The sequence below is a fragment of the Nocardia sp. NPDC051030 genome, from assembly GCF_040683015.1.
GTDB lineage: Bacteria > Actinomycetota > Actinomycetes > Mycobacteriales > Mycobacteriaceae > Nocardia.
Genome location: NZ_JBFBCD010000011.1, coordinates 333800 through 358474, shown reverse-complemented (window position 1 = coordinate 358474; position 24675 = coordinate 333800). Strand labels below are relative to the sequence as shown.

The window sequence follows — 24675 nt, the reverse complement described above, 5'->3', positions numbered from 1 at the left end:
TCTACTCCTGATCCTGGTCGGTGTCCTGCTCGCGCAGGGCGGCGATTCCATTGCGCAGTAGTGGGTCGACCATGTCGCCGATTTTCGCGAAGCCCGCCCCCACGGTCTGCCCGTGCAGGTAGCGGTAATGGATGCCCTCGGCGATCACGGCCAGCTTGAACGAGGCGAGCGCGATATAGAAACCGATGTGGGACAGGTCGATATCGGCGCGCTCGGCATACCTGGCGAGCATCTCGGACTCGGTGAGGAAGCCGGGCGCGGTGGATACATCGGTCACGCCCGGGATCTTGCGCGCGCCCATGCGCTGATAGACCAGCAGCAGGCCGATATCGGTGAGCGGGTCGCCGAGTGTGGCCATCTCCCAATCGAGTACGGCCGCGACCCGGTCCTGGGCGTCGATCAGAATATTGTCGAGGCGGTAGTCGCCGTGCACGATCCGGGCCGCGGACTGTGCGGGCTGACGGTCGGCGAGCAGGCCGTGTAGTTCGGTGGCGGCGGGCAGATCCCGCGAATACGAGGCGTCGAGTTGCTTCTTCCAGCGGCGCACCTGGCGTTCGAGGAATCCGTCCGGGCGTCCGAAGTCCGCCAGGCCGACCGCCGCCGGATCGACGCGATGCAGGGCGGCGAGCGTATCGATCATTCCGGTAGACACGATGGCCGTGCGCTGCGGGCCCAGCGGTTCGAGCTCGGCCGCGGTGCGGTACGGCGTCCCGGCCACGTACTCCATCACGTAGAACGGCGCGTCGAGGATGTCGGTGTCCTCGCACAGCGCGTAGGTGGCGGGGACGGGGACGTCGGTACCGTTCAGAGCGCTGATCACGCGATGTTCGCGGACCATATCGTGCGCGGTGGCCAGCACATGCCCAAGCGGCGGGCGGCGCAGCACGAATGTGGTTGTGCCATCGGTGAGTTCATAGGTGAGGTTGGATCTGCCGCCCGCGATGAGATGACCGTGCAGGGGACCCTTCACCAGATCCGGGCGAGTGGCGGCCAGCCAGGGGGTGAGGCGCTCGAGGTCCAGTCCCGGCAGGTTGTTCACGGAGTTCATCCTTTCACCGGCGAGTCGAGAACATCAGTGCTCGGCGGAATCGAGCAGCTTGCGCTGATATCGGCGCATGCCCAAGAGCCAGCGGTCGTAGTCGGACCCCTTGTGCCGGTACATGTCGAGCACCTCCGGATGCGGCAGCACGAGAAAGCGCTCATCCGCGAGGGCGGCCATGACCGCCTCGGCGACGGCCTCCGGCGTGAGCACCGCGCCCGCCTCGGTGACGGCCCTGGTTCCCGCCGCGCCGACGACATCCCCGGACTCCTCGAACGCGTGCAGGAGTTTGGTCTCCACACCCATCGGGCACAGACAGCTGACCCGAATTCCACGATCGCCGTAGGTCACCGACAGCCACTCCGCGAATCCGACGGCGGCATGTTTGGTGACGGAGTAGGCGGCCGAACCGATCTGGGTGAGCAGGCCCGCCGCGGACGCGGTGCTGACGAAGTAGCCCTCACCACGTTCGAGCCAGCCCGGGATCAGCAGGCGCGCGGCGCGGATGTGCGCTTGCAGATTGACATCGATCGTGCTCGCCCAGTCCTTGTCGTCCGCACCGATGCCCAGCGGCCCGGCGACGCCCGCATTGGCGAAATAGAAATCGACCGGCCCGAATTCTGCCTCCGCACAGGCGATCAATGCCTCGATGTACGCGGGGTCCGCCGCATCGCCCGCCAGCGCGACCGCCGTGCCGGGATGGTCGGCGGTAATGGTCGCGGCGACCTCGTCGGCGGCCTCGGCATCCAGATCGGCGACCACCACCCGAGCCCCGTCACGCACCAGCCGCGCCGCGATCGCACCGCCGATTCCCCCGCCGCCACCGGTGACCACCGCAACCTTGCCTGAGACCTGCACGAGCACCCCTTCCGGACCGTCACCGCGAACCACCGGGGGATTCGAATCGATGATCACGCCTGTCTACCCGCCGGTGCGGCCGCTTTCAAGGCTGCTGTGCGGGATACGGTGGGTCACACCCGATACAACACGAGGTGAACGACGTGGCCACGCGAGACCTGCTCGCGGACTGGCAAAGCCTGGGCAGCCGCCAAATTCCCGCCAATGGCATGCCCGCCGCACTGACCGACCTGCGCGGCTCCCTCATTCTCGAGGGCGCGGGACACTGGATTCAGCAGCAGCGCCCGGCGGAGGTCAATGCGGCGCTCATCGATTTCGCCCGCGAGATCGGCTGATCAACGCCGCGACGGCTTTGGGGGCGGCGAGCCATTCCCGAATGCTGTTGCGTACCAGAGTCGTTCGCCTGCACTCGAGGTAGGCGTCCACACCGTAGGCGTCGATGCCCGCCCCGCGGCACAAGGCGACGGCCCGTGGTGCGTGCAGGCGCTGAGTGACGATGATCGCGCGGTCGATGCCGAACTGGCGGTGGGCGCGCTCGCACGTCGCCTGGGTCGTCAGTCCAGCGCCGTCGGCCCGTATCAAGGTCGGGTCGACCCCACGATCGTGCAGGTATCGCCGCATCGAGGCGATCTCGTCCCCCGACGTGCCCGCCGCATCGCCGGAGATCAGGACCTCACCGACCTTCCCCGCCCGTAGCAGTTCGATCGCGATATCGAGCCTCCCGCGCAGATACGCCATCGGCTGACCGTCCGGGCCGACCTTTGCACCCGGCACGATCACGACCGGGGCCGCGGGCACGGTCGCCACCGCGAACCGATGTCCCGACGACAGCATCCGCAGCCGGATATTGGCTCCGATCACGATCAACGCCGACCCGATAACCAACCCGCACGCGCCTCGCAGCAAGGACCACAACCGCTCGCCCATCACCCGGCCCACTATTCCAGCGCAACACCTTCCGCTGACCACCCACTCGGTCTCACGCGTCGTATGCGCGGGTCAGCGGACCGTGACCGGGTTGTTGCAGCTGGAAGGCAAGTCCTGGATGGAGCACAGGGCGGGGGATCGGGTGGGGACATAGCCGGAGGGGACACCGCCGGTGGCGATGATGTCCCGGTAGGCGGGGACGGCATCGGTGGGGAAGCGGCCGAGGCTGGGATCCGTGGTCACATTGACGGTGTAGAGGCCGAAACGTGGTGAGTAGCTGCCCCATTCGTAGTTGTCGGTGATGCTCCAGTAGTTGTAGCCGATGACGTTCATGCCGTCGGCCTTGGCGCGCTGTATCCAGTAGGCGGTGTCGCGGAGGTCGTCCACGCGGGTCATGCCGTCGGTGGTGGGTGAACCGTTGTCGGAGGGCATGCCGTTCTCGACCACATACAGGGGGCGGCCGGGGAATTTCTGGGCGTATCGGCGCAGGGCGTAGTAGATGCCCTCGGGTTCGAGAATCAGGTTCGACGACTGGTTGGTCAGCAGGGCGGCCAAATTGGGCGGGTTGCTCAGCGATCCGCCGTAGTAATAGTCGATTCCGACGTAGTCGAGCTTGTCCGCGATGCGATCGACGAATTCCGCGTCGGACTGCGCCTGGCCGATACCCGAGAAGGCGATATTGCTGGTGACCTGCGCATCCGGCTGGCGGGCGTGGATGTAGTCGTAGATGCCGCGATGGGCGGCGACCATCCGGTCGAGCATGGGCATGACCTCGAGCGCACCGAGATCGCCGATTCGCTGCTCCTGTGTCGCATAGGCCAGCGGCTCATTGAAGGTGACCCACATCGGGTCGAGGTGCGCGTAGCGATCCACCACGGCCCGGGCCTCGGTCAGCCAATCCTCGACCATGCCCGGATTGCGCCAGCCGCCGCGATCGACCGCCCAGCCGGGGAAGACCCAGTGGTCCAGGGTGATCATCGGCCGGATGCCCGCCGCGCGAATGCGCGCGATCATTGCGTCGTAGAACGAGAAATCCCATTCGCCCGGATTCGGCTGCACGCGGGCCCATTCGACGCTGATCCGGTAGACGCCGACACCGAGGTCGGCGGCGTGCTGGATGTCTTCGCCGTATCGATGGAGAAAATCGACCGAATTGCGGTAGTCGTCGGCGCGGCCGGATCCGGCGTAACGGCGCCAATTGCTGTCCGGTGCGAAGCCCTCGCTCTGAAATCCGGAGCTGGACACACCCCAGAGGAAATTGCCGCCCACCGGCGGTAACCCCGGATCCGCGACTGCGATACCGGGCGTGGTGATCGCGCACCACGCGGCCAGAACGACACTTGCCACGGTGTACAGCGCACGACGCCCCATCGCATCGAGGTTACGTGCTGGCATCGGATCCTGTTGCGGGCTTTGGTAATTCGGCCCAGTCCTTGCAGGTCCGCGGTGAGAATGGATTTCAGGTTGGCTCGCGTCATGCCCGGCACGTCGGCCGTCGCGTCGAACGGGATGTGGTCAGCAGAATCCTTCGGTGTATCGGAAGCTCCACAAGATCTCCACAGGCGGCGCGAACCATCTCCATGCCGACCTCATAGGGTCAGTTCATGGAATCGAGCCAGCAGCGCACCGGGCGGCGCATTCTCGTGGTCGAGGATGAGCCGACGATCGCCGAATCCATTGCCGCGCGCCTGCGTGCCGAGGGGTTCACCGTGGATCTGGCGCACGATGGGCCCGCAGCCGTGGAGGTCGCCGAGACCGGTGATCCGGATCTGGTGGTCCTGGATGTGATGCTGCCGGGATTCGACGGGCTCGAGGTGTGCCGTCGGATTCAGGCGCGGCGGCCGGTGCCGGTGCTCATGCTCACCGCGCGCATCGATGAGACCGACATGCTGATCGGCTTGGGGGTCGGGGCCGACGACTATCTGACCAAGCCGTTCTCCATGCGGGTGCTGACCGCGCGCGTGCATGCCCTGCTGCGACGGGTCGAGCGCAGTGCCGCGCCCGACGCCACCCTCATCGTGGGCGACTTGCGCATTGACACCGATCAACGGCGGGTGTGGCGGGCCGATGCCGAAACCCAGCTCACGCCACTCGAATTCGAGCTGCTGGTGCATCTGGCCCGGCGTCCGCGCACCGTGCTGGCCCGCGAACGACTATTGAGCGAGGTGTGGGGCTGGGCCGACGCGTCCGGCACTCGGGCCGTGGACAGCCACATCAAGGCCCTGCGCCGCAAGCTCGGTGCCGATCTGATCCGCACGGTTCATGGCGTCGGCTACGCCTTGGAATCACGATGAGCGCGCGGGATGGCACCGGACCCACGATGGGTGCGCAGGATTCCACCGGACCTGCCATAGGCGCGCAGGACGGCACCGGGCATGTCATTGGTGCACAGAATGTCGGCGAGAGCGCGGCGGGCGAAGCAGCCATCGGGTGGACGATGCGCCTGTATGCCGTCGTCCGACGGGTGGCGGACGTGCTGCCGCGTCCGCTGGACCGGGTGCCGTCCATCAAGGCGAAGCTGGCGATTCTCATGCTGGGTTCGGGTGCGATGGCGTTCGGGTTCTTCGCGCTCAAGATCGGCTGGCTGCCGCCGCGCACCACTCTCGCGGCCATGTTCGTCGCGCTGGTGACCTCGCAGTTCCTGGCGCACGGCATGACGCTGCCGCTGCGCGAGATGACCGCCGCCGCCAAACGCATGGCGCAGGGCGACTATTCGCGCCGGGTGCGCGCCACCTCCCGCGACGAGGTGGGGCAGCTGGCGGAGGCGTTCAATCAGATGGCCGCCGACCTGGCCGCCGCCGATCAGCAGCGCCGCGAGTTCATCGCCAATGTGTCGCACGAATTGCGCACTCCCATCACGGCTTTGGGTGCGGTGCTGGAAAACCTGGTCGACGGCGTCTCCGAACCCGATCCGGCCACCCTGCGCACCGCCCTCGCCCAGACCGAACGCCTCAGCCTGCTGGTCTCCGAACTCCTGGCGCTGTCCAGCATCGAAGCGGGCGCGGTCCGCCTGGACCTGGAAACCATTCCCCTGGAACCCCTCCTGAAGGAGGTCGTCGCCGAGGCCGAGGTCATGGCCGCCGCCGTCGACCGCCCCGTCCGCTTCACCATCACCACCCCCGACCTGACCATTCGCGCCGATCGCGCCCGCCTGCACCAGGTCCTGCTCAACCTCCTCGACAATGCGACCCGCCACGGCCCCGCCCACGGCGAAGTCCGCATCCAAGCCCACGCGGTCCGCACCCACACCATCATCGAAGTCCAGGACGACGGCCCCGGCATCCCCGTCGCCGACCGCGCCCACATCTTCGAACGCTTCACCCGCGGCGGCCGCGCCACCACCGGCGGCACCGGCCTAGGCCTGGCCATAGCCCGCTGGATGGTCGAACTACACGGCGGCACCATCGCGGTCGCCGACCCGGGTTCCCGAATCCGCGTAACCCTCCCCAACCCCTAACCCATTCTCCCCCTTCCCATCCCGCCGCGCCCCGCGCCCCGGGCCGATCCCACATACCCCTCGGAGGTTCCCATGCCCGAACACCCCACCCCCGACCCCACAATCCCGCTCTGGCCCGACCAATCCACACCACCCCCGGACCTCGCGCCACCCACGCCCCACCAGGGCACCCGATCCGGCATCGCCGCCCTCTCGAACTTGCCTCCCATGCGGAATCCCACCCAACCCGAACGCATCCCACCCCGCTCCGCCCGAGTCCCCCTCCCGCCCCTCGCCCTCCCCGCAGTGGCCGTCTCCGGCCTCGCCGCCGTCCTCCTCATCCCGATCGACCGCCCCGGCCTCGGCTGGCTCCTCGCGGGCCTCACCACCACCGCCGCCATCTACACCGTCGACCGCACCGCCCGCCGAACCCCGTCGCTCTCGCCCGACAAGCCCGCCGCCCCTACCGAATCCAGCAGTGGCAGCACGGAGCTCGACCAACCTGAGCGAGCTGCGGAGTCGAGCGCTGCCGGAGTGTCCGCCCTTGTTGCCGAGCGTGTCCCGGCCGATGAATCCAGCAGTGGCGCAACAGACCTCAATGGGTCGCAGCACACTCCTGAGCCAGACCGTCCCGAAGTGGCTGAACGGCTGATGGACACCGAACCGGCCGAGGGTACCGGCGCGGCGGTGCCAGTCGAAGAAGACTCGGCCGAGCCCGAGGCTTCGGACGGTTCACCCGCGAAGCCCACTGCTGGGCCGGGAGATTCGTCCACCTCGGCAGCTTCAGCCACGGCCGACACTGCCCACGCGGCGGGGGATGCCGCGTCATTCGAACGGCCCGCACTCACCGGTGCGGTCGGTGGCGCAGGTGTGGCGCTGCCGGTTGCGGAAGACTCGGCGGAGTACGAGGCATCGGGTGCGTCACCCGCGAAGGCCACTGTGGGGGTGGGCGATTCGTCCACCTTGGTCTATTCATCGACCGCCGAAACTGTTCGCGCGACGGAGGCAGCGGCGGTGAGTGGGCCGGAAAATGCGGGGGCGCAGCGCGTGGGTGAGGGGTCGGCCGTTGATACGGATCGGCCGGGAATCGTCGGGCGGGGTGGGTTGACTCGGGTCGGGGCCGTCGATTGGGGGCGGGTGTTCTGGGTTGGGGTGGCGCTCGGGTTGTTGGGGGTGGGGGTGGTTCGGGCTGCGCCTTGGCTTTTCGTGTGTTGCTTGGTGGGGGCGGGGGTGGCCGGGTCGGTGGCTGTTGTGGGGCGGCGGTCGGTGCATGGGGTGCTGTTCGATTCGATCGCGGTGCCGTTGGCGGCGATGATGTCGGCGCCTTGGCTGTATCGGGGATTGGAGCGGGTTCGGGTGACGCGGGGTGGGGCTCGGCAGCGGGTGTGGATGTCGTTGATCGTGACGGTGGGGTTGTTGCTGGTGATGGTGCCATTGCTGGCGGGGGCCGATGCGGTGTTCGCGCGGTTGGTGGACGGGTTGATTCCGGAGCTGGATGCGGCTGCCTGGTGGCGCTGGGGGTTCGTGTTCACGGTGGCGGGAATGGGGACCGCGGGGGCGTTGTATCTGCTGGCGGGGCCACCGCCGAGCAGCGGATCGACCGAATCGGTTGGGGGGCGGCGGTTCTCGCGCGTGGAGTGGGCACTGCCCATGGGGGCGCTGACCGTGGTGTTCGCGGTGTTCGTGGCGACGCAGTTGGCGGTCATGTTCGGCGGCGACGGGTATGTGCAGCGGACCGCGGGGCTGACCTACGCGGAGTATGCGCGCAGTGGGTTCTGGGAGCTGTCGGCGGTGAGCATGCTGACGCTGGCGGTGATCGCGGTCGTGCAGCGGTGGGCGGGGCAGCAGTCGGCGGGGGATCGGCTCTGGCTGCGGATCGCGGTGGGGGTGGTGAGCGTGCTGACGCTCATCATCGTGGCGTCGGCGCTGCACCGGATGTGGACGTATCAGCAGGCGTACGGGTTCACCGTGCTGCGACTGCTGGTGGAGGTGTTCGAGGTGTGGATCGGGTTCGTGTATGTGATGGTGCTGGCCAGTCTGGTGCGATTGCGGCGGGCCTGGGTGCCGCGCGCGGCGGTCGGAGCGGCGGCGGTCACCTTGCTGGCACTGGCCGTGCTGAATCCGGAACGGATTGTGGCCGACCGGAATATCGACCGGTGGCAGGCGGGTGCGAACCTGGACGCCAGGTATCTGAGCGAGTTGTCGGCGGACATCCTTCCGGCCACCGATCGGCTGCCGGAGGCGCAGCGGGCGAAGATCCTCGCGGCCATCCGCGCCCGACTGGACGAGGACGGCTGGCAGAGCTGGAATCTCTCGCGATCGGCCGCGCGGCCATAACCTCGGGAATTCACCGGTGGCCGCGTTGCTCCGCGAGCAGCGCGGCCACTCGGCCGATGAGGTCATAGGGAATCGGCTTGTCCAGCGGGAACTTCAGCGTTCCCTTGCCCGCTCGATAGGGTTCGATGGCTCGCAGGAAGGCCTCGTCCCCGGCCGGTATCGGGTAGACGCTCACGTGCTTGCGCCACCCGGCGTACCCGACCACCGGTTTGCCGCTCACCTGCACGGTCGGCATGTCATAGCTGATGGTCTCGGTGCTGTCCGGCACCGCGTCGTGGATCGCGGCACGCATTTTCCTGAGTACCTCGCGCACCTCCGGCGATAACCCCGCGAGGTACTCGTCGACCGTCGACACCTTCGCCATGACTGTCACCTTCCACATTGGGCCGGGTTCACACAGCAATGCTCGGATTCGACCGTACCGGTCAGTCGCGCAGCCGCCCCAGCAGCCCGGTCGCCGTGTCCAGCGCGGCATCCACCGAGTCCGCCACATACAGGAGGTCGATGAAGAAATGCTCGAATCCGGTATCGGCCGCGACCTGTTCGATGGTCGAGGCCACGAGCGCCGGATCGGTCCCGGCCGCGACATTCACGCGGACGATGGTGTCGATGGCCTGCGGGTCGCGCCCGGCATCTCGAGCCGCCTGATCGACCACCGAGCGCAATGTCAGCAACTGCTTGCCCCATCCCGGCGGCCCGGGCACCGGAACCACCGGCAGCCATCCGTCGCCGCGCCGTCCGACCCGTGCGAGCCCCGCCGGGTTGAATGCCCCGAGGTAGATGGGTGGCCGCTGCGCCCGCGTCAGCTCATTGCGATGCTCGGGCACGCGGACGAACCGTCCCTCATACCCCGCCGGATCGCTGGTCCAGATGGCTTCCAGCGCATCGAGAGTCTCGTCCAGTCGCGCACCCCGATGCGTGAACGGCACCCCCGCCGCCTCGTACTCTTCCGGTGACCATCCGATCCCGAATCCCGGCAGCAGCCGTCCCTGACTCACCACATCGAGGGTGGTCAGCGACCGTGCCAGCAGTGCGGGCCGATGCAGCGGCGCGATCAGCACATTGGTGCCCAGCAGCACCCGCTCGGTGACCGCGGCCGCAATGCCCAGCACCAGGAACGGATCCAGGATCGAATTGAATTCCTCGGGAATGGTGTCCTTGCCGCCGTACCCGACCTTCGGATTCGTCGCCGCGATGAGCCGTTCCCCGACCCAGAGACTATCGGCCCCCGCCCTTTCCATCTCGGTGGCGAACCGCGCGACCTGCGCGCCTTGCCGAGCCTGTGACCCGTACTGGGGAAGCGAGAATCCGATCTTCACCCTTCGGTGATACCAGATCGCCGCAACCTCGCAGCCCACCGCCCGCCCCGCCCGATGCCTCTGACCAGCCTGGTATGCGCGACCCGGCGTCGCCACGCAGGATGGTCGGCGTGGGTGAACACAAGAACGCCATGCTGCGCGGTGACCTCTACCGCGACAATGATCCCGAACTCGTCGCCGAGCGCCTGCGCTGTCAGCAGCTCCTGGACAAGTTCAATGCCACCACCGCCGGTGAGGACGCCCAGCGCCGCGGCATCCTCGAGGACCTGCTCGGCGAGATCGGCGAAGGCTCCTGGATCATGCCCCGCTTCCAATGCGACTACGGCCACCTGATCCGCCTGGGCCACAACAGCTTCCTCAACTACGACGCCATCATCCTCGACTGCGCCCCCGTGACCATCGGCAATGACGTCTCCATCGGCCCCCGGGCCCAACTCCTCACCGCCCTGCACCCGATGCAAGACCACGAACTCCGCCGCCAACGCTGGGAAACCGCCGCCCCCATCACAATCGGCGACAATGTCTGGCTCGGCGGCGGCGTCATCGTCTGCCCCGGAGTCACCATCGGCCCGAACACCGTCGTCGGCGCGGGCAGCGTAGTCACCCGAGATCTCCCCGAAAAGGTCTTCGCCGCAGGCAACCCCGCCCGAGTAATCCGCCCCCTCTAGCCGCGCCCAGTGCGCCGACCAAGATCAGGGAGCGCTGGTGGCGTCCAGCGGACCGATTTTCCACCACCAGTGCTCCCTGATCTTGCTGAGCGGTGGGGGCTGGGCGTGGGGAGGTCGTGCCGCGATCGGAGGAAGTCGGGTCGCGTGAGGTTCCCGGAGGTGGAGAACCGGACTGCCGTCGGCGTGTCGCCTTGATACGCTCGGGCGACGGATGCCCGTGCGGTCCGGTCGATCGGTGGAATCGTCTGCTTCGCAGGGCACCGACGGCCGAGGTCGCGACATTGCGGGCGTCCGAGCATATTTCGAGGGGGCTAGGTTGGACGCGCTGGAGGGGTCCGTTTTCGCGGGCTACCGCATCGAGCGCAGACTCGGTTCCGGCGGAATGGCTTTCGTGTATCGGGCCCAGCATCCGCGGCTGCCGCGCAAGGAGGCGCTGAAGATTCTGGGGCCGAACCAATCGGAGGATCCGGAGTTCAATGCCAGGTTCCTGCGTGAGGCGGAAATGGCCGCGCAGCTGGATCATCCGAATCTGGTGGCCGTGCATGACCGGGGGATTCATGACGGGCGCCTGTGGATCGCCATGCAGTATGTGGACGGTATCGACGCCGCCCAGTTGATCCGTGAGGGCGCGTCGGTGCTGCCGCCGGAGCGGACGCTGTTCATTATCGGTCAGGCGGCGCGCGGGCTCGATGAGATCCATGGCGCGGGCCTGGTGCACCGGGATGTGAAACCGGCCAACATCATGGTCACCCGCGGCCGGGACGGCAGCGACCGAGTCCTGGTCACCGACTTCGGCATTGCGCGCTCGGCCGATGACACCGGCCGATTGACCGGCTCGGGTTCGATGGTGGGCACGCTCGCCTATGTCGCGCCCGAGCAGTTGCAGGACCAACCGGTGGATCATCGCACCGACGTCTATGCCCTGGGCTGCACGCTGTATCAAATGCTGACCGGCGCACTGCCGTTCCCGCGCAAGGATCCCGGTTCGGTGGTCTGGGCGCATCTGTATGAGCAGCCGCCGCGGCCCTCGCAGGCGGGGCGCGGTCTGCCCATCGAGTTGGATGCCGTGATCGCCCGCGCCATGGCGAAAGATCCCGCCTGGCGCTACCCGAGCTGTGGTGCGCTGGCCGCCGATGCCCTGGCGGCCTTTCACCGTTCGGCCGCGGAACCGCCGACGGTCCGGCAATCGATGCCGCCGATCGCGCAGCCGCCGGACTCATCCATGCCGCGACACCCGCTCTCGTCGATGCCGCATCAATCGCAGCCGTCGATGCCACACCAATCGCAGCCGTCGTCGCCCGGAGTATCGCAGTGGTCGAATCCGCGGCCACCGGAACCGTCGATGCCGCGACTGTCGCAGCCGTCGATGCTGGCACCGCTGCAGTCCCTCGGCACCCGCCCACCCCGTAGACTCGGCCTGCGCCTCGGAATCGGAATCGGTGCAGTCGTTCTCATTCTTCTGGTCACCGTCGGTGTTGTTGCATTGCGCGGCAAAAATGGCCCTGATACGCCGCCCGTCGCCTCGGGCCCGGCGACGGCCACCACCTCCGTGTCCGCCGACAGCTATCCGGCGTGGAAGTCCTACGGCTTCATCGTCGCCGCCTTCCCGGCGCTGCTGCCGGATCGGCCGTCGACGGTCAATATCGGCGGTTCCGGCAGCTGCTATCCCACGGATGAGAACGACAACGAGGTCTCCGCCGATGTGGCCCCGAAGACCACCGCCTCGATCTTCTGCGCCGGTGTGGCTCCGCCCGCCGATGCCATGACTTTCATGTGCCTGACCGACCGCACACCGATGCCTGCGACTGCGGACAGCGCCCTCACCGTCGAGGGTCGCCAGGATTGGACCCGATCCTCGGGTTCGGGCCATCTGGTCTGGGGGAAGAGCGAACTCACGCCGGGCCGGGTGCGCGGCGTGCTGCAGGTGTTCTTCGACAATCCCGCCCGATACTTCTGCTCGCTGACGGTGGTCGGCGGAACCACCGGAACCGACCTTCTGCAGCGCTGGTGGCCGAGCGCGCCGCTCTGATTCGTTCCCTCCCGGCGAAAGATATGAGAACCATGATCGTGGCACGAACCCGGACGCTGATCTCGACAGTCGCGCTCGCGGTCGTCTGCGTGCTCGCCTCGGGCTGTACGACGGCGGGCCATCCGAGCGAGACCCATGTGGACCTGAGCAAGCTGGACGTCGGTGACTACAGCACCGAGCCCATGAATGCGCCCTCCGCGCCGGATGGCAAGTACGGCAAGCTCATCGAATCGGTGCGCATGGGCGAGGCGATGATCGATCCGGTGCTGGCCGATCCGGCGGCCAAGTACAGCCTGAGTGTCGGTGTCGCCGCCCTGCCGACCTCGGATTACGTGACCCGCCGCCTGGGCGACGCCGTCAAATCGGTGCTCGATCAGCAGCGCATGGTCGCCGGGTTCTGGGTCGGGGGCACCGATACCGAGGGCCGCGCCGCACAGGTGGGCAAGATGCATCGACTGTCTGTGACGCTCTTGCGTTTTCCGGACGACGCGACCGCGAAGGCCGCCGCGGACGGGATCGATGCCGCGGACTTCGCGGTCAGCCCGGACAATGTCGCGGTCACCGTGCCCGGATACGCTGCGGCGCGCGGTCATTGGCGTCCCACCGTGCCGACCATGGCGGCCACCCTCGCGCACGGCTCGTTCGTGGTGAGCGTCCTGACCGAACTGCCGAGCACCGACCTCCCGGCGCTGAGCGATATCGCGGCCAAGACGTTTGCCGCACAATTACCGGCACTCGATAAATTTCAGCCCACCCCCGTCGACGGCCTGGCCGGATTGGCACTCGACCGCGACGGCATGCTGCGCCGCGCCCTCCCCGCCAAACGCGGCGAATGGCCCTTCCCGACCCAGAGCACGGTCCCGGTGAACAGCATCGCCAACTGGGACGACCCCATCGTGGATTCGGGAATCGTCTACGGCCCCCAGGTCATTCACCTCAAATACGCCCGGCCCGAGAGCGCCAAACTGGCCCCGGCCGAGGCTTTTGCGAAGGTGTCGTTCTTCGGCGTCATGCGCTTCCCCGACGCCAAATCGGCGCGCAAGTACTACGGCCCGCCGAAGGTGCTCGCGGAAAACTATCGCGAGGCCGACGGGCCCGCCGGAGTGCCCGACATCCGCTGCGATGAGGACACCACCAGCAAGGTCTCCCAGCAGCGCTTCTTCTGCTTCGTCTTGTACCACCGCTACGTGGGTTACGTCGCGAGCGATGAACTCAAAGACGCACAACGCAAGGCCGCCGCCCAATACGCGCTTCTCGTCAAAACCGACGACTAGCCGACCGCCCAGGGTTCGCAGTCCAAGATCAGGGAGCTCTGGTGGCGCGGAATGACTCGAAATCACGCCACCAGAGCTCCCTGATCTTGTTGGATCAGGCTGGGAGGCCGGTCAGTTCGGCGCAGGCCAGGTGGAGGCGGCGGGCGGCGGCGTCGTCTTGGGCGGTGGCGGTGGGGGCCTTGACTCGATTGCGCTGGAAGTAGCAGCCGGAGACCGCGGCTACGTCGGGGTCGGTGGCCAGGTAGGTGAGGGCTTTCGCGCCTTCCTCCGGAGTGATCATGAACAGGCGTTTGGTCAGGGCGAGGGCGGGTTTGGTGAACTTGGGGGCCGCGTCCCAGATATTGGTGGCGACCGCGCCCGGGTGGAAGGCGTTGGCGGTCACGCCGGTTCCCTGCAGGCGATGGGCCAGGTCGCGGGCGTACAGGATATTGGCGAGCTTGGAGCGGCCGTAGGCGGCATTGGGGGTGTAGCCGTGGCGGAAGCTCAGGTCATCGAAATCGAGGGTCGAACCATAGTGCAAGACCGAGGAGGTGAACAGAATGCGGGCGGGGGCGGAGGCGATCAGCAGGTCCAGCAGGAGTTCGGTGAGCAGGAAGCCGCCGAGGTGGTTGACGGCGAAGGTGGCCTCGACGCCGTCGTCGGTTTCGGTGCGGCGCATATGGAATCCGCCCGCGTTATTGGCGAGTACGTCGAGATGGTCGTGGTCGGCGCGCACGGCTTCGGCGAGTTGCCGCACGGATGCCTGAGATCCGATATCGCACAGATAGGTATCCACCACGGGTGCGCCCGCGGCCCGGACTTGGTCGGCGGCTGCGGTGAGTTTGCCCTGATCGCGTCCGACCAGGGCGAGTCGATGTCCTTCGGCGGCGAGCTGTCGCGCTGCGGCCAAACCGATTCCGGATGTGGCCCCCGTGATCAGCATGGTTTTCATGCACGGCGAGCCTGCCATACCGGCGGCGTGCTGTCATGCCGTACGTCATGGAATCCGTGATCTGGATATCGCGAAAGTCTCTGTCACGCAACGTGAATGGCCGCTTGGTCGATTGCATAATCCGGGTGCGTGAAATCCGGCTCGCTGCCGTATCGACAGGACGTCCGCCACCCGCTACCGTCTGAGACAATACGTTCGCGGTGGTGGCGGACGGTCTCGGCGAAGGAGCCGACAATGGCGCATCCCCAAGACTTTTCCGGCTCGTCCGCGCTGCCCGCCCGGAGCAATCCGCTGCCACCCCATGCCAGGTTCAAGCTCGGGCCCGCCATCCACCCCAGGATTCACGTGGACCGCGGCGTCGCAATCCGATTGAGCGACGGGACGATTCTGTCCGCCGACACACCCGCCCCGCCGACCGGCACGGGAACGCGGTCACCGCACCGGGGCTGACTTCACCGAGGTTCCCCGCACACCCAATCACCGGGGCCGAACGTGGGTGAGGAGCGCCGGTAGTGAAGTCGCTCATGTCGGCAAACCATGATCTGGTGCCGAGAGTGTGAAAGTTGCTGTGGCGCTTGGGCGGGGGCCGTACCGTTGGGGGATGGAGCCGGTACTTGTCACCGGTGCTGCCGGGGGACGACAAGGGTCGACCGGGCGGCATCTGACGGCGCAGTTGTTGGGGCGGGGTATTCCGGTGCGCGCCTTGGTGCATACCGATGATGGGCGCGCCACGGTGCTGCGGGCGCTCGGGGCACAAGTCGTGGTGGGGGATCTGCGCGATATCGCGGTGACCCGGGCGGCGGTGGCGGGGGTGCGGGGGATCTATTTCACCTATCCCGTGATCGATGGGCTGGTCGATGCGGCCGGGGCTTTGGCGGTGGCCGCTCGGGAGGCGGGGGTGCGGCGTGTCGTGTCGGTGTCGCAGTTGGCGGCGGGGGCGGAGGCATTGACGCCTCGGATGCGGCAGCACTATGTGGCGGAACAGATACTGGATTGGGCCGATGTGGGGGCTGTTCATCTGCGGGCGGCGGTGTTTCATGAGAACCTCGCGCTGATTGCCGACACCGGGGGAGGGGCCGCGCTGAGCTTGCCCATGGGGCCCGCGCAAACCGAATTGCCGCTGGTCGCCGCGACGGATGTGGCTCGGGTGGCTGCGGCATTGCTCGCCGATCCGGAGCTCGCGGCGGAACCGGTGCTCCTGTTGACCGGGGATGTGATGACCATCGGGGATGCGGCCCGCACCTTGGGGCGCACGTATCGCGATGCCGATCCCCATGCCTGGCATCAGTGGGCGCTCGAGTTCTACGGCAGCGCGCATGCGGCGGATCACCTCACCAAGTTGTGGGAGATCTTCCGGCTGCTGGGGGAGGGGACGGGGCTGTACCAGGTGACGCCGAGCATCGAGAAGTACGGTGGTCATCCGCCGATCACGCTGGGCGAATTCGCGATTCACCGGCCCGCGCACTGACGTTCGGGCGGGCATTACCTCGCGAGTAATCGTTTGTGTGGCCGGGGATTCGTACGATCGGTGGCATGCGTACACAAACGGCAGGCGACCTGCTGCGGCACTGGCGAGTGACACGGCGACTGAGCCAACTCGAACTCGCCGGGCGCGCGGAGACCTCCACCCGGCACCTCAGCTTCATCGAGACCGGGCGCGCCACACCCAGTCGCCAGATGCTGCTGCACCTGTCCGAGGAACTGGATATTCCACTACGCGAACGCAATCGCATGCTGCTCGCCGCCGGATACGCGCCGGTCTACACCGAACCCGCGCTCGACACCCCAGGGATGGAACCGGTGCGCACCGCGGTACGGCAAATCCTCACCGGACATGAACCCCACCCCGCACTCGCCGTGGACGCCAGCTGGAACATGGTCGACGCCAATGCGGGCATCGCGCTGTTCCTCGAGGGCGTCGACCCGCGCCTGCTCGCACCGCCGGTCAATGCGCTGCGCCTGAGCCTGCACCCCGACGGCCTGGCCGGGCGCATCATCAACCTGCCCGAATGGCGCGGCCACCTCTTCGAGCGCCTGCAACGCCAGATCGATGTCAGCGGCGCACCCGAATTGATCGCCCTGCTGAAGGAACTGCGCGAATACCCGGGCGGCGAGGAACTACCCGGCCTGCCCGAACCCGACCAGGCCGTGGTCCCGCTGCGCATCCGCATCGACGGCGACGATCTCGCGTTCCTCAGCATCACCACGGTCTTCGGCACCCCGATGAACGTGACCGTCGCCGAACTCGCCATCGAAGCCTTCTTCCCCGCCGACGCGAAAACCGCCACCTTGCTCCGCGAACGAATCGCCATCCCCGCCGACTGACCGACCCCATGCGCGGACATTCCGTCGTTTGTCGGACAATTCCGACCATGGATGCCGTGGATGCCCGCCGATGAACGCCCCCTACGTCCGGCGGGCCGTCCTGGACCGGCCCGGAGTGCCGTCCTTCGACGACTATCCGTTCTCCTTGCCGGTGGTACGAGAGCTGTCGGAGCTGGAGCTGCATCCCCGCGTGACCTTCCTCGTAGGCGAGAACGGCAGCGGAAAGTCGACGCTCTTGGAGGCCATCGCCACGACCTGGGGCTTCAACCCGGAAGGCGGCACCAAGAACTTCAACTTCTCGACCCGCAGCTCCCATTCGGTCCTCAACGAGCATCTACGGCTGGTGAAGTCCATACACAAGCCCCGGGACGGGTTCTTCCTGCGCGCGGAAAGCTTCTTCAACGTCGCCACCAATATCGAGGACATGGATAGCGACTCCATCCTTGGAGCACCCGTGATCGGTTCTTATGGTGGCGTCTCCCTCCACGAACAGTCACACGGCGAATCCTTCTTCGCCCTCCTCATGCACCGCTTCGGCGGCCACGGCTTCTACGTCCTCGACGAGCCCGAAGCCGCACTATCGCCGAGCCGACAACTCGCAATGATCGCCCGCATGCACGAACTCGTACGCGCCCGATCCCAATTCCTGATAGCCACCCACTCCCCAATCCTGATGTCCTACCCAGACTCCTGGATCTACCAAATCGGCGAAACTGGTGTCGAACGCGTCGAATACGAGGACACCGACCACTACCGAATCACCCGCACCTTCCTCGACAACCCCGCCAAATACCTCGACGAACTACTGGATTGACCCGAACACCACCCGCGGCCCTCAGAATGTGACGCTATGGACGTGACATCGCACCTCGCCTCGCTGCTGGGCGAAGGGGTCGACCGGCTGGAGCGAATCGGCGACCATCACGCGTGGACGCTGTATCGAGCCGAATTGGCATCCGGGCGTGCGGTATTCGTGAAGGCGCGGCTCGATCCGAATGCTCCGGGCGTGGGCGTCTTTCCCGCGGAGGCGGCGGGCCTGTGCTGGCTCGCGGACGGTGACGCGACCCTCGTCCCGCCGGTCCTGGCCGCCGATGAACGAATGCTCGTACTGCCTTGGCTATCAGCCGAACCCGCGACACCGGCCGTCGCGGAACGATTCGGGCGCGAGCTGGCCACACTGCATGCCATCACCCCGGACAGCTACGGCGCCCCCTGGCCCGGCTACATAGCCGAACTCCCACTGGACAATTCGCCGAGCACAGGGGAGTGGGGAAGCTGGTACGCCGAGCGACGCCTCGCCCCCTTCCTCCCCGCCTCCGCACCCGTACTAGGCCACGACGGCGTCAAGCTGATCGAGCGAATCATCGCCCACATCAATGACCTCGCCGGTCCACCGGAACCACCCAGCCGCATCCACGGCGACCTATGGTCAGGCAACATCCTCTGGACCAACGGCCGCGCCCTGCTCATCGACCCGGCCGCACACGGCGGCCACCGCGAAACCGACCTGGCCATGCTCGCCCTCTTCGGTGCCCCGCACCTGAACCGAATCCTGGCCGCGTACCAGGAGGTCACACCCCTGAGTCCAGGCTGGCAGCAAAGGATTTCACTACACCAACTACACCCGCTACTGGTCCACGCCGTGCTCTTCGGTAGCTCGTACCGCGGCAAGCTGCTAGCCGCCGCAGCCTCCGCCCTGGCGGGGTAATCGCCTAGGGGATCGTGTGCTGCCGCGGGGGTTTCCCAGCACTCCCGATGAGTTCGCCCAGGGGCGTGCTGACCGGCGGCGTGGTCACCCGGAGGTCAGCTGAGTCAATCACAATAATACCTAAACGTAGATATGCGCATCTATGCATGTATAGCGAGAGGGTTGGGGACTGGCGACATACGGACGTGGTCAAGGTCAAAAACAGCTTGGGGGAGGGGAGTGGTTGTCTGGGCTCGACGGGCCGGTGGCGGCGGGTGCCGCGGGATCGGGAGGGGGGTGGGATAGCGTCGGGCGGGTGGAGTTGCGGCGGATTCATCATGCGGCGATCATCGCGACGGATTATCAGAGGTCGAAGGCGTTTTATACGCAGGTCCTGGGGTTGCGGGTGGTGGCGGAGAACTATCGGGCGGAAAGGTGTTCGTACAAGCTGGATTTGGCGTTGCCGGATGGTGGGCAGGTGGAGTTGTTCTCGTTTCCGGAACCCCCGGCTCGGCCCTCGCGGCCGGAGGCTGCGGGGCTGCGGCATCTGGCTTTTGTGGTGCCGGATGTGGGGGAGGCGGTGGCCGAGCTGGCCGCGCAGGGGGTTTATGTGGAGGAGGTGCGGGTGGACGAGTACACGGGGAAGCGGTTCGCGTTCTTCGCCGATCCTGACGATCTGCCGCTCGAGCTGTATGAAGGCTGAAATGGCTGCCTCCGCATGGAGGTTGTCGTCTTAGATTAGGTAATAACACTATGCGCATCTGCGCATGTAGTTACAACACACTATCTACCTGGACTCGCCACCCAGCACACGTCACGTCCCAGCCCCTCATCTCCTCACATTGATGAGGAAGGGGCGGCCTTTCGCGCTGGTCAGGGTGTGATGGCGTCGAATTCGATTGGCAGGGAGGCGGGTCCGCGCAGGTTGACTTGCGGCCGGTACGGCGGCGGGTCCACGAGCAGGCGCGGGTTGCGGACTCGCTGGGCGAAACGCGATATCGCGATGCGGGATTCGAGCCGGGCGAGCGGTGCGCCGAGGCAGAAGTGGGTGCCGAGTCCGAAGGACAGGTGACGGTTCTCGCGGTGCAGGTCGAAGGCTGCGGGGTCCGGGAAGACTTCGGGGTCGCGATTGGCGGCCGCGAGAATGCCGATGATGACTTCGCCCTTGGTGAGATCGGTGTCGCCGATACGCATGTCGGTGCTTGCCACCCGAGGGATGAGCTGCACGGGCGGGTCGTACCGCAGGGATTCCTCGAGAGCGATCGGCTCGAGCTCCGGGTCTTCGCGCACGGCGGCCAGCAGTTCGGGTCGGCGCAGCAGCGCGAGCAGGGTGTTGGAGATGAGGTTGACCGTGGTTTCGTGCCGTGCCATGAGGAGCAACCCGCAGGTGGAGATGAGTTCCTCGTGGGTGAGTTGGTCCCCGGCGTCCTCGGCGGTGATGAGGTGCGTGAGCAGGTCGGGGCCGGGATGGTTGCGGCGGTCGGCGGCCAGGTGGGCGAAGTAGGCGTCGAGTTCGGCGCGGGCGGTGACCATTTGGGCGAGGTCGGCGCCGAAGCCGGGGTGATTGGGTGCGGCCGGGTCGAGCAGGCTTGCCAGTCCGGAGGACAGGCGGCGCAGGTCGGGTATGTCGCGCACGGGGATGTCCAGGAGCCAGCAGATGACGGTGATGGGCAGCGGGTAGCCGAGGTCCTCGACGGCGTCGAAGGCGCCGAGGGCGGCGGAGCGGTCCAGAACGCCGTCCACGAATTCGGTGATGCGCGGGGCGAGTTCGGCAATCACATGGGGTGTGAAGGCCTTCTGCACGAGGCGGCGCAGCCGGGTGTGGTCGGGTGGGTCGAGGAACAGGAATGACGGATTGGTCCGGGGCGGGGGTTTGAGTGCGGGTTGTTCGGCCGGGCTTACCGGGGCGGTCGCGCCGGAGGGCAGGAATCCGAATCGGAGCTTGGGTGCGGCGTGTTCGACGCTGGCGCGCGGATCACGCAGCAGGGCGGCGCAGTCGGCGTGCCGGGTGAGCAGGACGAAGGGCGTGCCGGGCAGCCGGACGGGCCCTCGGGCGCGGAGCTGCTCGTACAGCGGATAGGGGTCGGGCCGGACCTCCGGGTCGAAGAGCTGGGAGTACAGGGTCGCGCCGGATGGTTCGGCGATGGTCATGTCAGCCTCCTTGTCCGGCTGGCCCCGTCCGGCGTGCCGGTGATCGTCCATATGTCTGTTGGGTGCCCAGTGTGCTTGAGCCGCAACCCTTTGCGCAGGGGTTCGGGCCCGCATTCGATGCCGCGCGGTCTCTCGTTTCGGGGCTCCCATACGATGGGTTGCATGACCAAAGTGCTCCTGAAGACCTCCGCTGGGGATATCACCCTGGAACTCGATGAGGCCAAGGCGCCGAAGACCGTCGCGAATTTCGTCGACTACGTCAAGGCGGGCCACTACTCCGATACCGTGTTTCACCGGGTGATCCCGAGCTTCATGATCCAGGGCGGCGGCATGACCGCGGATATGGGTCAGAAGCCCGCGCCGAACCGGGTGGAGAACGAGGCCTCCAATGGCCTGAAGAACGATAAGTACACCGTCGCCATGGCGCGCACCTCGGATCCGCATTCGGCGAGTGCGCAGTTCTTCATCAATACCGCCAACAATGGCTTCCTGAACTACCCGGGCCAGGACGGCTTCGGTTACGCCGTGTTCGGCAAGGTCGTGGACGGCACCGCCGTGGTGGATGCCATCGAGGGCGTGCGCACGGGTTCGAAGGCCGGTCACGGTGACGTGCCGGTCGAGGCCATCACCATCCTGTCGGCCGAGCTGGTCTGACGCTTCTCGCTGTACGACAAACGCGCCGGGTTCGAGGAATCGAACCCGGCGCGTTGCTGTCTGTGGAAGGTCAGGCGTCGAGGACGCGCGGCTTGCGGTCGACGACGGGCGGCAGCACCGACCACGGGAAGTTGATCCAGCGGTCGGTGTGCTTCCACACGTATTCGCAGTTCACTTCCGAGCGCGGCTTTTCGTAGATGACCGCGCAGCGCACTTCGGCGACGTGATGGGAGCAGAAGTCGCGCACCAGTTTCAGGGTCGCGCCGGTGTCGGCGACGTCGTCGGCGACCAGGACGGTCGCGCCGGTGAGGTCGACGGCGTTCGGGACGGGCGGGAGCATGACGGGCATGTCCAGGCGCTGGTCCACGCCGGTGTAGAACTCGACGTTCATGACGTGGAGGTTCTTCACATCGAGTGCGTACCCGAGGGCTCCGGCGACGAAGAGTCCGCCGCGGGCGATGGACAGGATCAGGTCGGGTTCGAAGCCGTCATCGGCGATCTGCCGGGATAACTCCCGGCTGGCGGTCCCGAACAGGTCCCAGTCCAGTTCCTCGCGATCGCTCATTCCATCTCCCGTTCTCGGTGCGTGTCCCTGCGTATTCGACCCTATGGATCTTACGATCCGCCCGGTTCACGGCTGGTGGGTGATGGTGTACCAGAGCAGGGCGAGGGTGCCGAGCGCGAAGATCGGTACCAGCACAAGGGTTTCCATCTTGTTCCCGGTGCGGTCGATGATGGGGATGCGGGTGCGCAGCTTCAGTGGCCAGAGCAGGCGGCAGCCGCGGTCGGTGAGGCAGTCGCCGATGAGGTGGGCGAGTGCGCCGAGTCCGACGGAGAAGGGCAGCCAGGTGGGTTTGTCGCTGATCCAGTGATCGATGGCGAAGGTGCCGCAGGTGGCGAGAATGACGTCGGTGCCCCAGGCCTTGATGCCGTCACCGGAGGGGCCGAGGTTGAGCGCGCGCACGGCCAGGGCTAGTAGGAAGAACACGAGGGCGAGGGTGAAGTAGCGCCCGATCCAGTGTTCGCCTGCCCAGGTGCCGTAGGTGACGAGGGCGACGAACGCGAACGAGTGTGTGCCGTGACGGTGCCCGCCGGAGATCTTGGAGATGAACTTGCAGGCGTAATGCGAAACCGGGCCGAGCACATGGGAAATGGTGCCGCTGGGGTGGTCGGCGTCGGGCAGCAGCGCGGCCCCCGCGGTGAGGAAAGTTCCCATGATGAGGTCGACGGCGCGGATCTCTCCGGATTGCATTGCCGGATAGGTCAATACGGTGAGCGGTAGCGATGCTGCTGCCGCCGACCAGGCGAGCGCGCCGCTGGTTGCGTGTGAATGTCCTAGCACCGCTTGGAGGTTAGCTCATGGAACTGGTCTTTCGTTCATGTGTTCGTGTGAGCTGAGGAACGTTGAGCGCCAGGGGATTACGGCGCACATTCGGTGAAGTGTTGAAAACGCCTGGGGGCGGCATGGTTTCGTGTTCATGATTGCGTCCGCAGGCGGTAGCCCGGTCCCCTGGACGGTGTACGAACCGGGTGCAATAGTCTCGGATCGAACACGCTTTCCGCTCAGAGAGGAACGGACATGTCGGTAGCGTCCGCGGTGAAGGACCAGATCCAGCAGATCGGCGGGGGGTTCATGTTCTCCCGCGAGGCGAAGGTATTCGCCGACACGACCGGCGTCGCGGGCTTCATGCCCGCCTACACCCGCGGCCGCGGTGGCGTGCTCGGTGATGTGGACGCCGATGTGGTCGCCGCCGCGTTCGGATTCTTCCCACCCGCCGGTATCCGCGCCGCCTGGGAAGCGACCGCCGCCATGCCCGCCGCCAAGGGCGCACAAGGCTATCTGCAGGCCTGCCAGGACTTCGGCCGCCGTAAGCTCGCGGGCTTCGAACAGGCCGAGCGCCTGGCCGAACTGCTGGAAATCGTGGTCGACACCGCGAGCCCAGCCGGTGTCCCGCTCTTCGCCGGATGGCGTGCCCTCCCGCGCGCCGAGGATGCGCCCGCCCGCGTCCTGCACCACATCCAGACCCTGCGCGAATTGCGTGGCGGCCTGCACTTCATCGCGATCATGGCCGGTGGCGTCTCACCCTTACAGGCGGTCCTCATCGCGGGCTCCCCTCTCTCGACCGGCCCCGAACAGGCCCGCAGCTACGGCTGGCCCGAGCCGTTCGAGGAGATCACTCCCGAACTCAAGGGCCGCTGGATGGAAGCCGAATCGGTCACCGACACCCTCATCGCCCCCGCCTTCGCCACCCTCACCCCCGAGCAGGCCGAGGAACTCCCGATCCTGCTGACCGCCTGCCACGCCACGATTTTCGGCGGCCGCTGAAACATGCGGCGATAGAATCGCAAGTCGGCACAGCGGGGGAGGCTGAATGCGATCAACGGGTGAGATTCCGGCATTTCCAGTGAGAGCACCGACCAATCCCGAAGAGGTCGAATTCCAGAACCTGTGGGGCCCTTGGGCCGTGCTGACGCCCGCTGATGCGGCGGGGCTTCTCGACGGCCTCGGACTCACATGGTGGGTTGCCGGTGGCCGGGCGATCGACGCCTTCACCGGCACGGCGCGCGAACACGGCGACATCGATGTGGGGATGTTCCGCGAGGACATCGCAGACCTACGACATGCCCTGAAGGGGCGCCTGCACATCTGGTCGGCGGGAGCGGATGGCCTGCGACCGGTCGATGACCGGTTCCCCGAAGTGGCCACGAGTGCGGATCAGGTGTGGCTACGCGAAAACGCCCACGGCCCTTGGCTCCTGGATGTCCTGCTCAATCCACGCCGCGACGGTATGTGGGTGAACCGCCGCGAGCCCTCGATCGCCGTACCTCTGGACGAGGTGACCTGGGTCGACGCCGACGGGATCCGCTACCTGAATCCCGAACGCGTACTGGGCTTCAAGGCCAAGATGATGCGCCCGAAGGATCGCCACGACATGGACCGCACCTTGCACCTGCTGGACGAGACCCGGCGTGGTGTCCTCCGCGCGTATCTGGAGGACTACCACCCCGGTCACGAATGGCTGAACCTGCTGTAGGGCTC

General features: G+C 66.8%; 26 protein-coding genes. 16 read left to right on the top strand and 10 right to left on the bottom strand.

Going from position 1 to position 24675, the window contains the following annotated elements; all coding sequences use genetic code 11:
* Position 1: 1 nt before the first annotated feature.
* Positions 2-1048: a phosphotransferase family protein gene (locus tag AB0N05_RS34035; RefSeq protein ID WP_364701622.1), complete on the bottom strand. Its 1047-nt coding sequence runs from the start codon at positions 1046-1048 to the stop codon at positions 2-4.
* Positions 1049-1072: 24 nt separating this feature from the next.
* Positions 1073-1897, bottom strand: coding sequence for an SDR family oxidoreductase (locus AB0N05_RS34030; protein ID WP_364701713.1), 825 nt, complete (start codon positions 1895-1897; stop codon positions 1073-1075).
* A 143-nt stretch (positions 1898-2040) separates the two neighbouring features.
* Here AB0N05_RS34030 and AB0N05_RS34025 point away from each other — a divergent pair, with 143 nt between their 5' ends.
* Positions 2041-2232 carry a hypothetical protein gene (locus tag AB0N05_RS34025; protein ID WP_364701619.1) on the top strand — a complete coding sequence of 64 codons (192 nt, stop codon included), beginning with the start codon at positions 2041-2043 and terminating at the stop codon, positions 2230-2232.
* Here the strand turns inward: AB0N05_RS34025 and AB0N05_RS34020 are convergent.
* Positions 2204-2824, bottom strand: coding sequence for an ElyC/SanA/YdcF family protein (locus AB0N05_RS34020; RefSeq protein ID WP_364701616.1), 621 nt, complete (start codon positions 2822-2824; stop codon positions 2204-2206). The two genes, AB0N05_RS34025 and AB0N05_RS34020, sit on opposite strands and share 29 nt — an antisense overlap.
* Positions 2825-2896: 72 nt before the next feature.
* Positions 2897-4195: a family 1 glycosylhydrolase gene (locus AB0N05_RS34015; RefSeq protein ID WP_364701613.1), complete on the bottom strand. Its 1299-nt coding sequence runs from the start codon at positions 4193-4195 to the stop codon at positions 2897-2899.
* Between the two features lie 233 nt (positions 4196-4428).
* On the opposite strand from AB0N05_RS34015, the gene AB0N05_RS34010 reads away from it, so the two are divergent.
* The 3 genes from AB0N05_RS34010 to AB0N05_RS34000 all read left to right on the top strand — a co-directional run bounded on the left by AB0N05_RS34010 (position 4429) and on the right by AB0N05_RS34000 (position 8597).
* A complete protein-coding gene (locus AB0N05_RS34010) occupies positions 4429-5118 on the top strand; it encodes a response regulator transcription factor (RefSeq protein ID WP_364701610.1) in 690 nt (229 codons plus the stop codon).
* A gap of 143 nt (positions 5119-5261) precedes the next feature.
* Positions 5262-6281, top strand: a complete 1020-nt coding sequence (locus AB0N05_RS34005) for a HAMP domain-containing sensor histidine kinase (RefSeq protein WP_364701710.1) — start codon at positions 5262-5264, stop codon at positions 6279-6281.
* A 72-nt stretch (positions 6282-6353) separates the two neighbouring features.
* Positions 6354-8597 carry a DUF4153 domain-containing protein gene (locus AB0N05_RS34000; protein WP_364701607.1) on the top strand — a complete coding sequence of 748 codons (2244 nt, stop codon included), beginning with the start codon at positions 6354-6356 and terminating at the stop codon, positions 8595-8597.
* A 10-nt stretch (positions 8598-8607) separates the two neighbouring features.
* Here the strand turns inward: AB0N05_RS34000 and AB0N05_RS33995 are convergent, their stop codons facing one another.
* Positions 8608-8961, bottom strand: a complete 354-nt coding sequence (locus tag AB0N05_RS33995; RefSeq protein ID WP_364701604.1) for a DUF1801 domain-containing protein — start codon at positions 8959-8961, stop codon at positions 8608-8610.
* A 61-nt stretch (positions 8962-9022) separates the two neighbouring features.
* On the bottom strand, positions 9023-9916 hold the full coding sequence (locus AB0N05_RS33990) for a TIGR03619 family F420-dependent LLM class oxidoreductase (RefSeq protein ID WP_364701601.1): 894 nt from the start codon (positions 9914-9916) through the stop codon (positions 9023-9025).
* 110 nt (positions 9917-10026) lie between these two features.
* Here AB0N05_RS33990 and AB0N05_RS33985 point away from each other — a divergent pair, with 110 nt between their 5' ends.
* From AB0N05_RS33985 to AB0N05_RS33975, 3 genes are all read left to right on the top strand, one after another.
* A complete protein-coding gene (locus AB0N05_RS33985; protein ID WP_364701598.1) occupies positions 10027-10584 on the top strand; it encodes a sugar O-acetyltransferase in 558 nt (185 codons plus the stop codon).
* Between the two features lie 316 nt (positions 10585-10900).
* A complete protein-coding gene (locus AB0N05_RS33980; protein ID WP_364701595.1) occupies positions 10901-12613 on the top strand; it encodes a protein kinase in 1713 nt (570 codons plus the stop codon).
* A gap of 32 nt (positions 12614-12645) precedes the next feature.
* On the top strand, positions 12646-13887 hold the full coding sequence (locus tag AB0N05_RS33975) for a hypothetical protein (RefSeq protein WP_364701592.1): 1242 nt from the start codon (positions 12646-12648) through the stop codon (positions 13885-13887).
* A 94-nt stretch (positions 13888-13981) separates the two neighbouring features.
* Here the strand turns inward: AB0N05_RS33975 and AB0N05_RS33970 are convergent, their stop codons facing one another.
* Entirely contained in the window at positions 13982-14818 is an 837-nt protein-coding gene (locus tag AB0N05_RS33970; RefSeq protein ID WP_364701589.1) for an SDR family NAD(P)-dependent oxidoreductase, read from the bottom strand.
* Between the two features lie 234 nt (positions 14819-15052).
* On the opposite strand from AB0N05_RS33970, the gene AB0N05_RS33965 reads away from it, so the two are divergent.
* The 6 genes from AB0N05_RS33965 (at position 15053) to AB0N05_RS33940 (ending at position 19533) form a co-directional block, all read left to right on the top strand.
* Positions 15053-15268, top strand: coding sequence for a hypothetical protein (locus AB0N05_RS33965; RefSeq protein WP_364701587.1), 216 nt, complete (start codon positions 15053-15055; stop codon positions 15266-15268).
* A 151-nt stretch (positions 15269-15419) separates the two neighbouring features.
* Complete coding sequence (locus AB0N05_RS33960) at positions 15420-16286, top strand: NAD(P)H-binding protein (RefSeq protein WP_364701585.1); 867 nt, start codon at positions 15420-15422, stop codon at positions 16284-16286.
* A gap of 65 nt (positions 16287-16351) precedes the next feature.
* The gene (locus AB0N05_RS33955; protein WP_364701582.1) at positions 16352-17143 is read left to right on the top strand and encodes a helix-turn-helix transcriptional regulator; all 792 of its coding nucleotides are present in this window, start codon (positions 16352-16354) and stop codon (positions 17141-17143) included.
* Between the two features lie 70 nt (positions 17144-17213).
* Positions 17214-17957 carry an AAA family ATPase gene (locus AB0N05_RS33950; protein ID WP_364701579.1) on the top strand — a complete coding sequence of 248 codons (744 nt, stop codon included), beginning with the start codon at positions 17214-17216 and terminating at the stop codon, positions 17955-17957.
* A 36-nt stretch (positions 17958-17993) separates the two neighbouring features.
* Positions 17994-18851, top strand: coding sequence for a fructosamine kinase family protein (locus AB0N05_RS33945; protein ID WP_364701577.1), 858 nt, complete (start codon positions 17994-17996; stop codon positions 18849-18851).
* A gap of 295 nt (positions 18852-19146) precedes the next feature.
* Entirely contained in the window at positions 19147-19533 is a 387-nt protein-coding gene (locus AB0N05_RS33940; protein WP_364701575.1) for a VOC family protein, read from the top strand.
* Between the two features lie 170 nt (positions 19534-19703).
* Here the strand turns inward: AB0N05_RS33940 and AB0N05_RS33935 are convergent, their stop codons facing one another.
* Positions 19704-20981, bottom strand: a complete 1278-nt coding sequence (locus AB0N05_RS33935; protein ID WP_364701573.1) for a cytochrome P450 — start codon at positions 20979-20981, stop codon at positions 19704-19706.
* A 162-nt stretch (positions 20982-21143) separates the two neighbouring features.
* Here AB0N05_RS33935 and AB0N05_RS33930 point away from each other — a divergent pair, with 162 nt between their 5' ends.
* Complete coding sequence (locus AB0N05_RS33930) at positions 21144-21635, top strand: peptidylprolyl isomerase (RefSeq protein ID WP_364701571.1); 492 nt, start codon at positions 21144-21146, stop codon at positions 21633-21635.
* A gap of 70 nt (positions 21636-21705) precedes the next feature.
* Here AB0N05_RS33930 and AB0N05_RS33925 read toward each other — a convergent pair whose 3' ends face one another.
* Together AB0N05_RS33925 and AB0N05_RS33920 are read right to left on the bottom strand one after the other, a co-directional pair.
* Positions 21706-22200, bottom strand: a complete 495-nt coding sequence (locus AB0N05_RS33925) for a phosphoribosyltransferase (protein WP_364701569.1) — start codon at positions 22198-22200, stop codon at positions 21706-21708.
* A 66-nt stretch (positions 22201-22266) separates the two neighbouring features.
* On the bottom strand, positions 22267-22977 hold the full coding sequence (locus AB0N05_RS33920; RefSeq protein WP_364701567.1) for a metal-dependent hydrolase: 711 nt from the start codon (positions 22975-22977) through the stop codon (positions 22267-22269).
* Positions 22978-23214: 237 nt separating this feature from the next.
* On the opposite strand from AB0N05_RS33920, the gene AB0N05_RS33915 reads away from it, so the two are divergent.
* Together AB0N05_RS33915 and AB0N05_RS33910 are read left to right on the top strand one after the other, a co-directional pair.
* Positions 23215-23961: a hypothetical protein gene (locus tag AB0N05_RS33915; protein ID WP_364701565.1), complete on the top strand. Its 747-nt coding sequence runs from the start codon at positions 23215-23217 to the stop codon at positions 23959-23961.
* Between the two features lie 79 nt (positions 23962-24040).
* A complete protein-coding gene (locus tag AB0N05_RS33910; RefSeq protein ID WP_364701563.1) occupies positions 24041-24670 on the top strand; it encodes a hypothetical protein in 630 nt (209 codons plus the stop codon).
* Positions 24671-24675 lie beyond the last annotated feature (5 nt).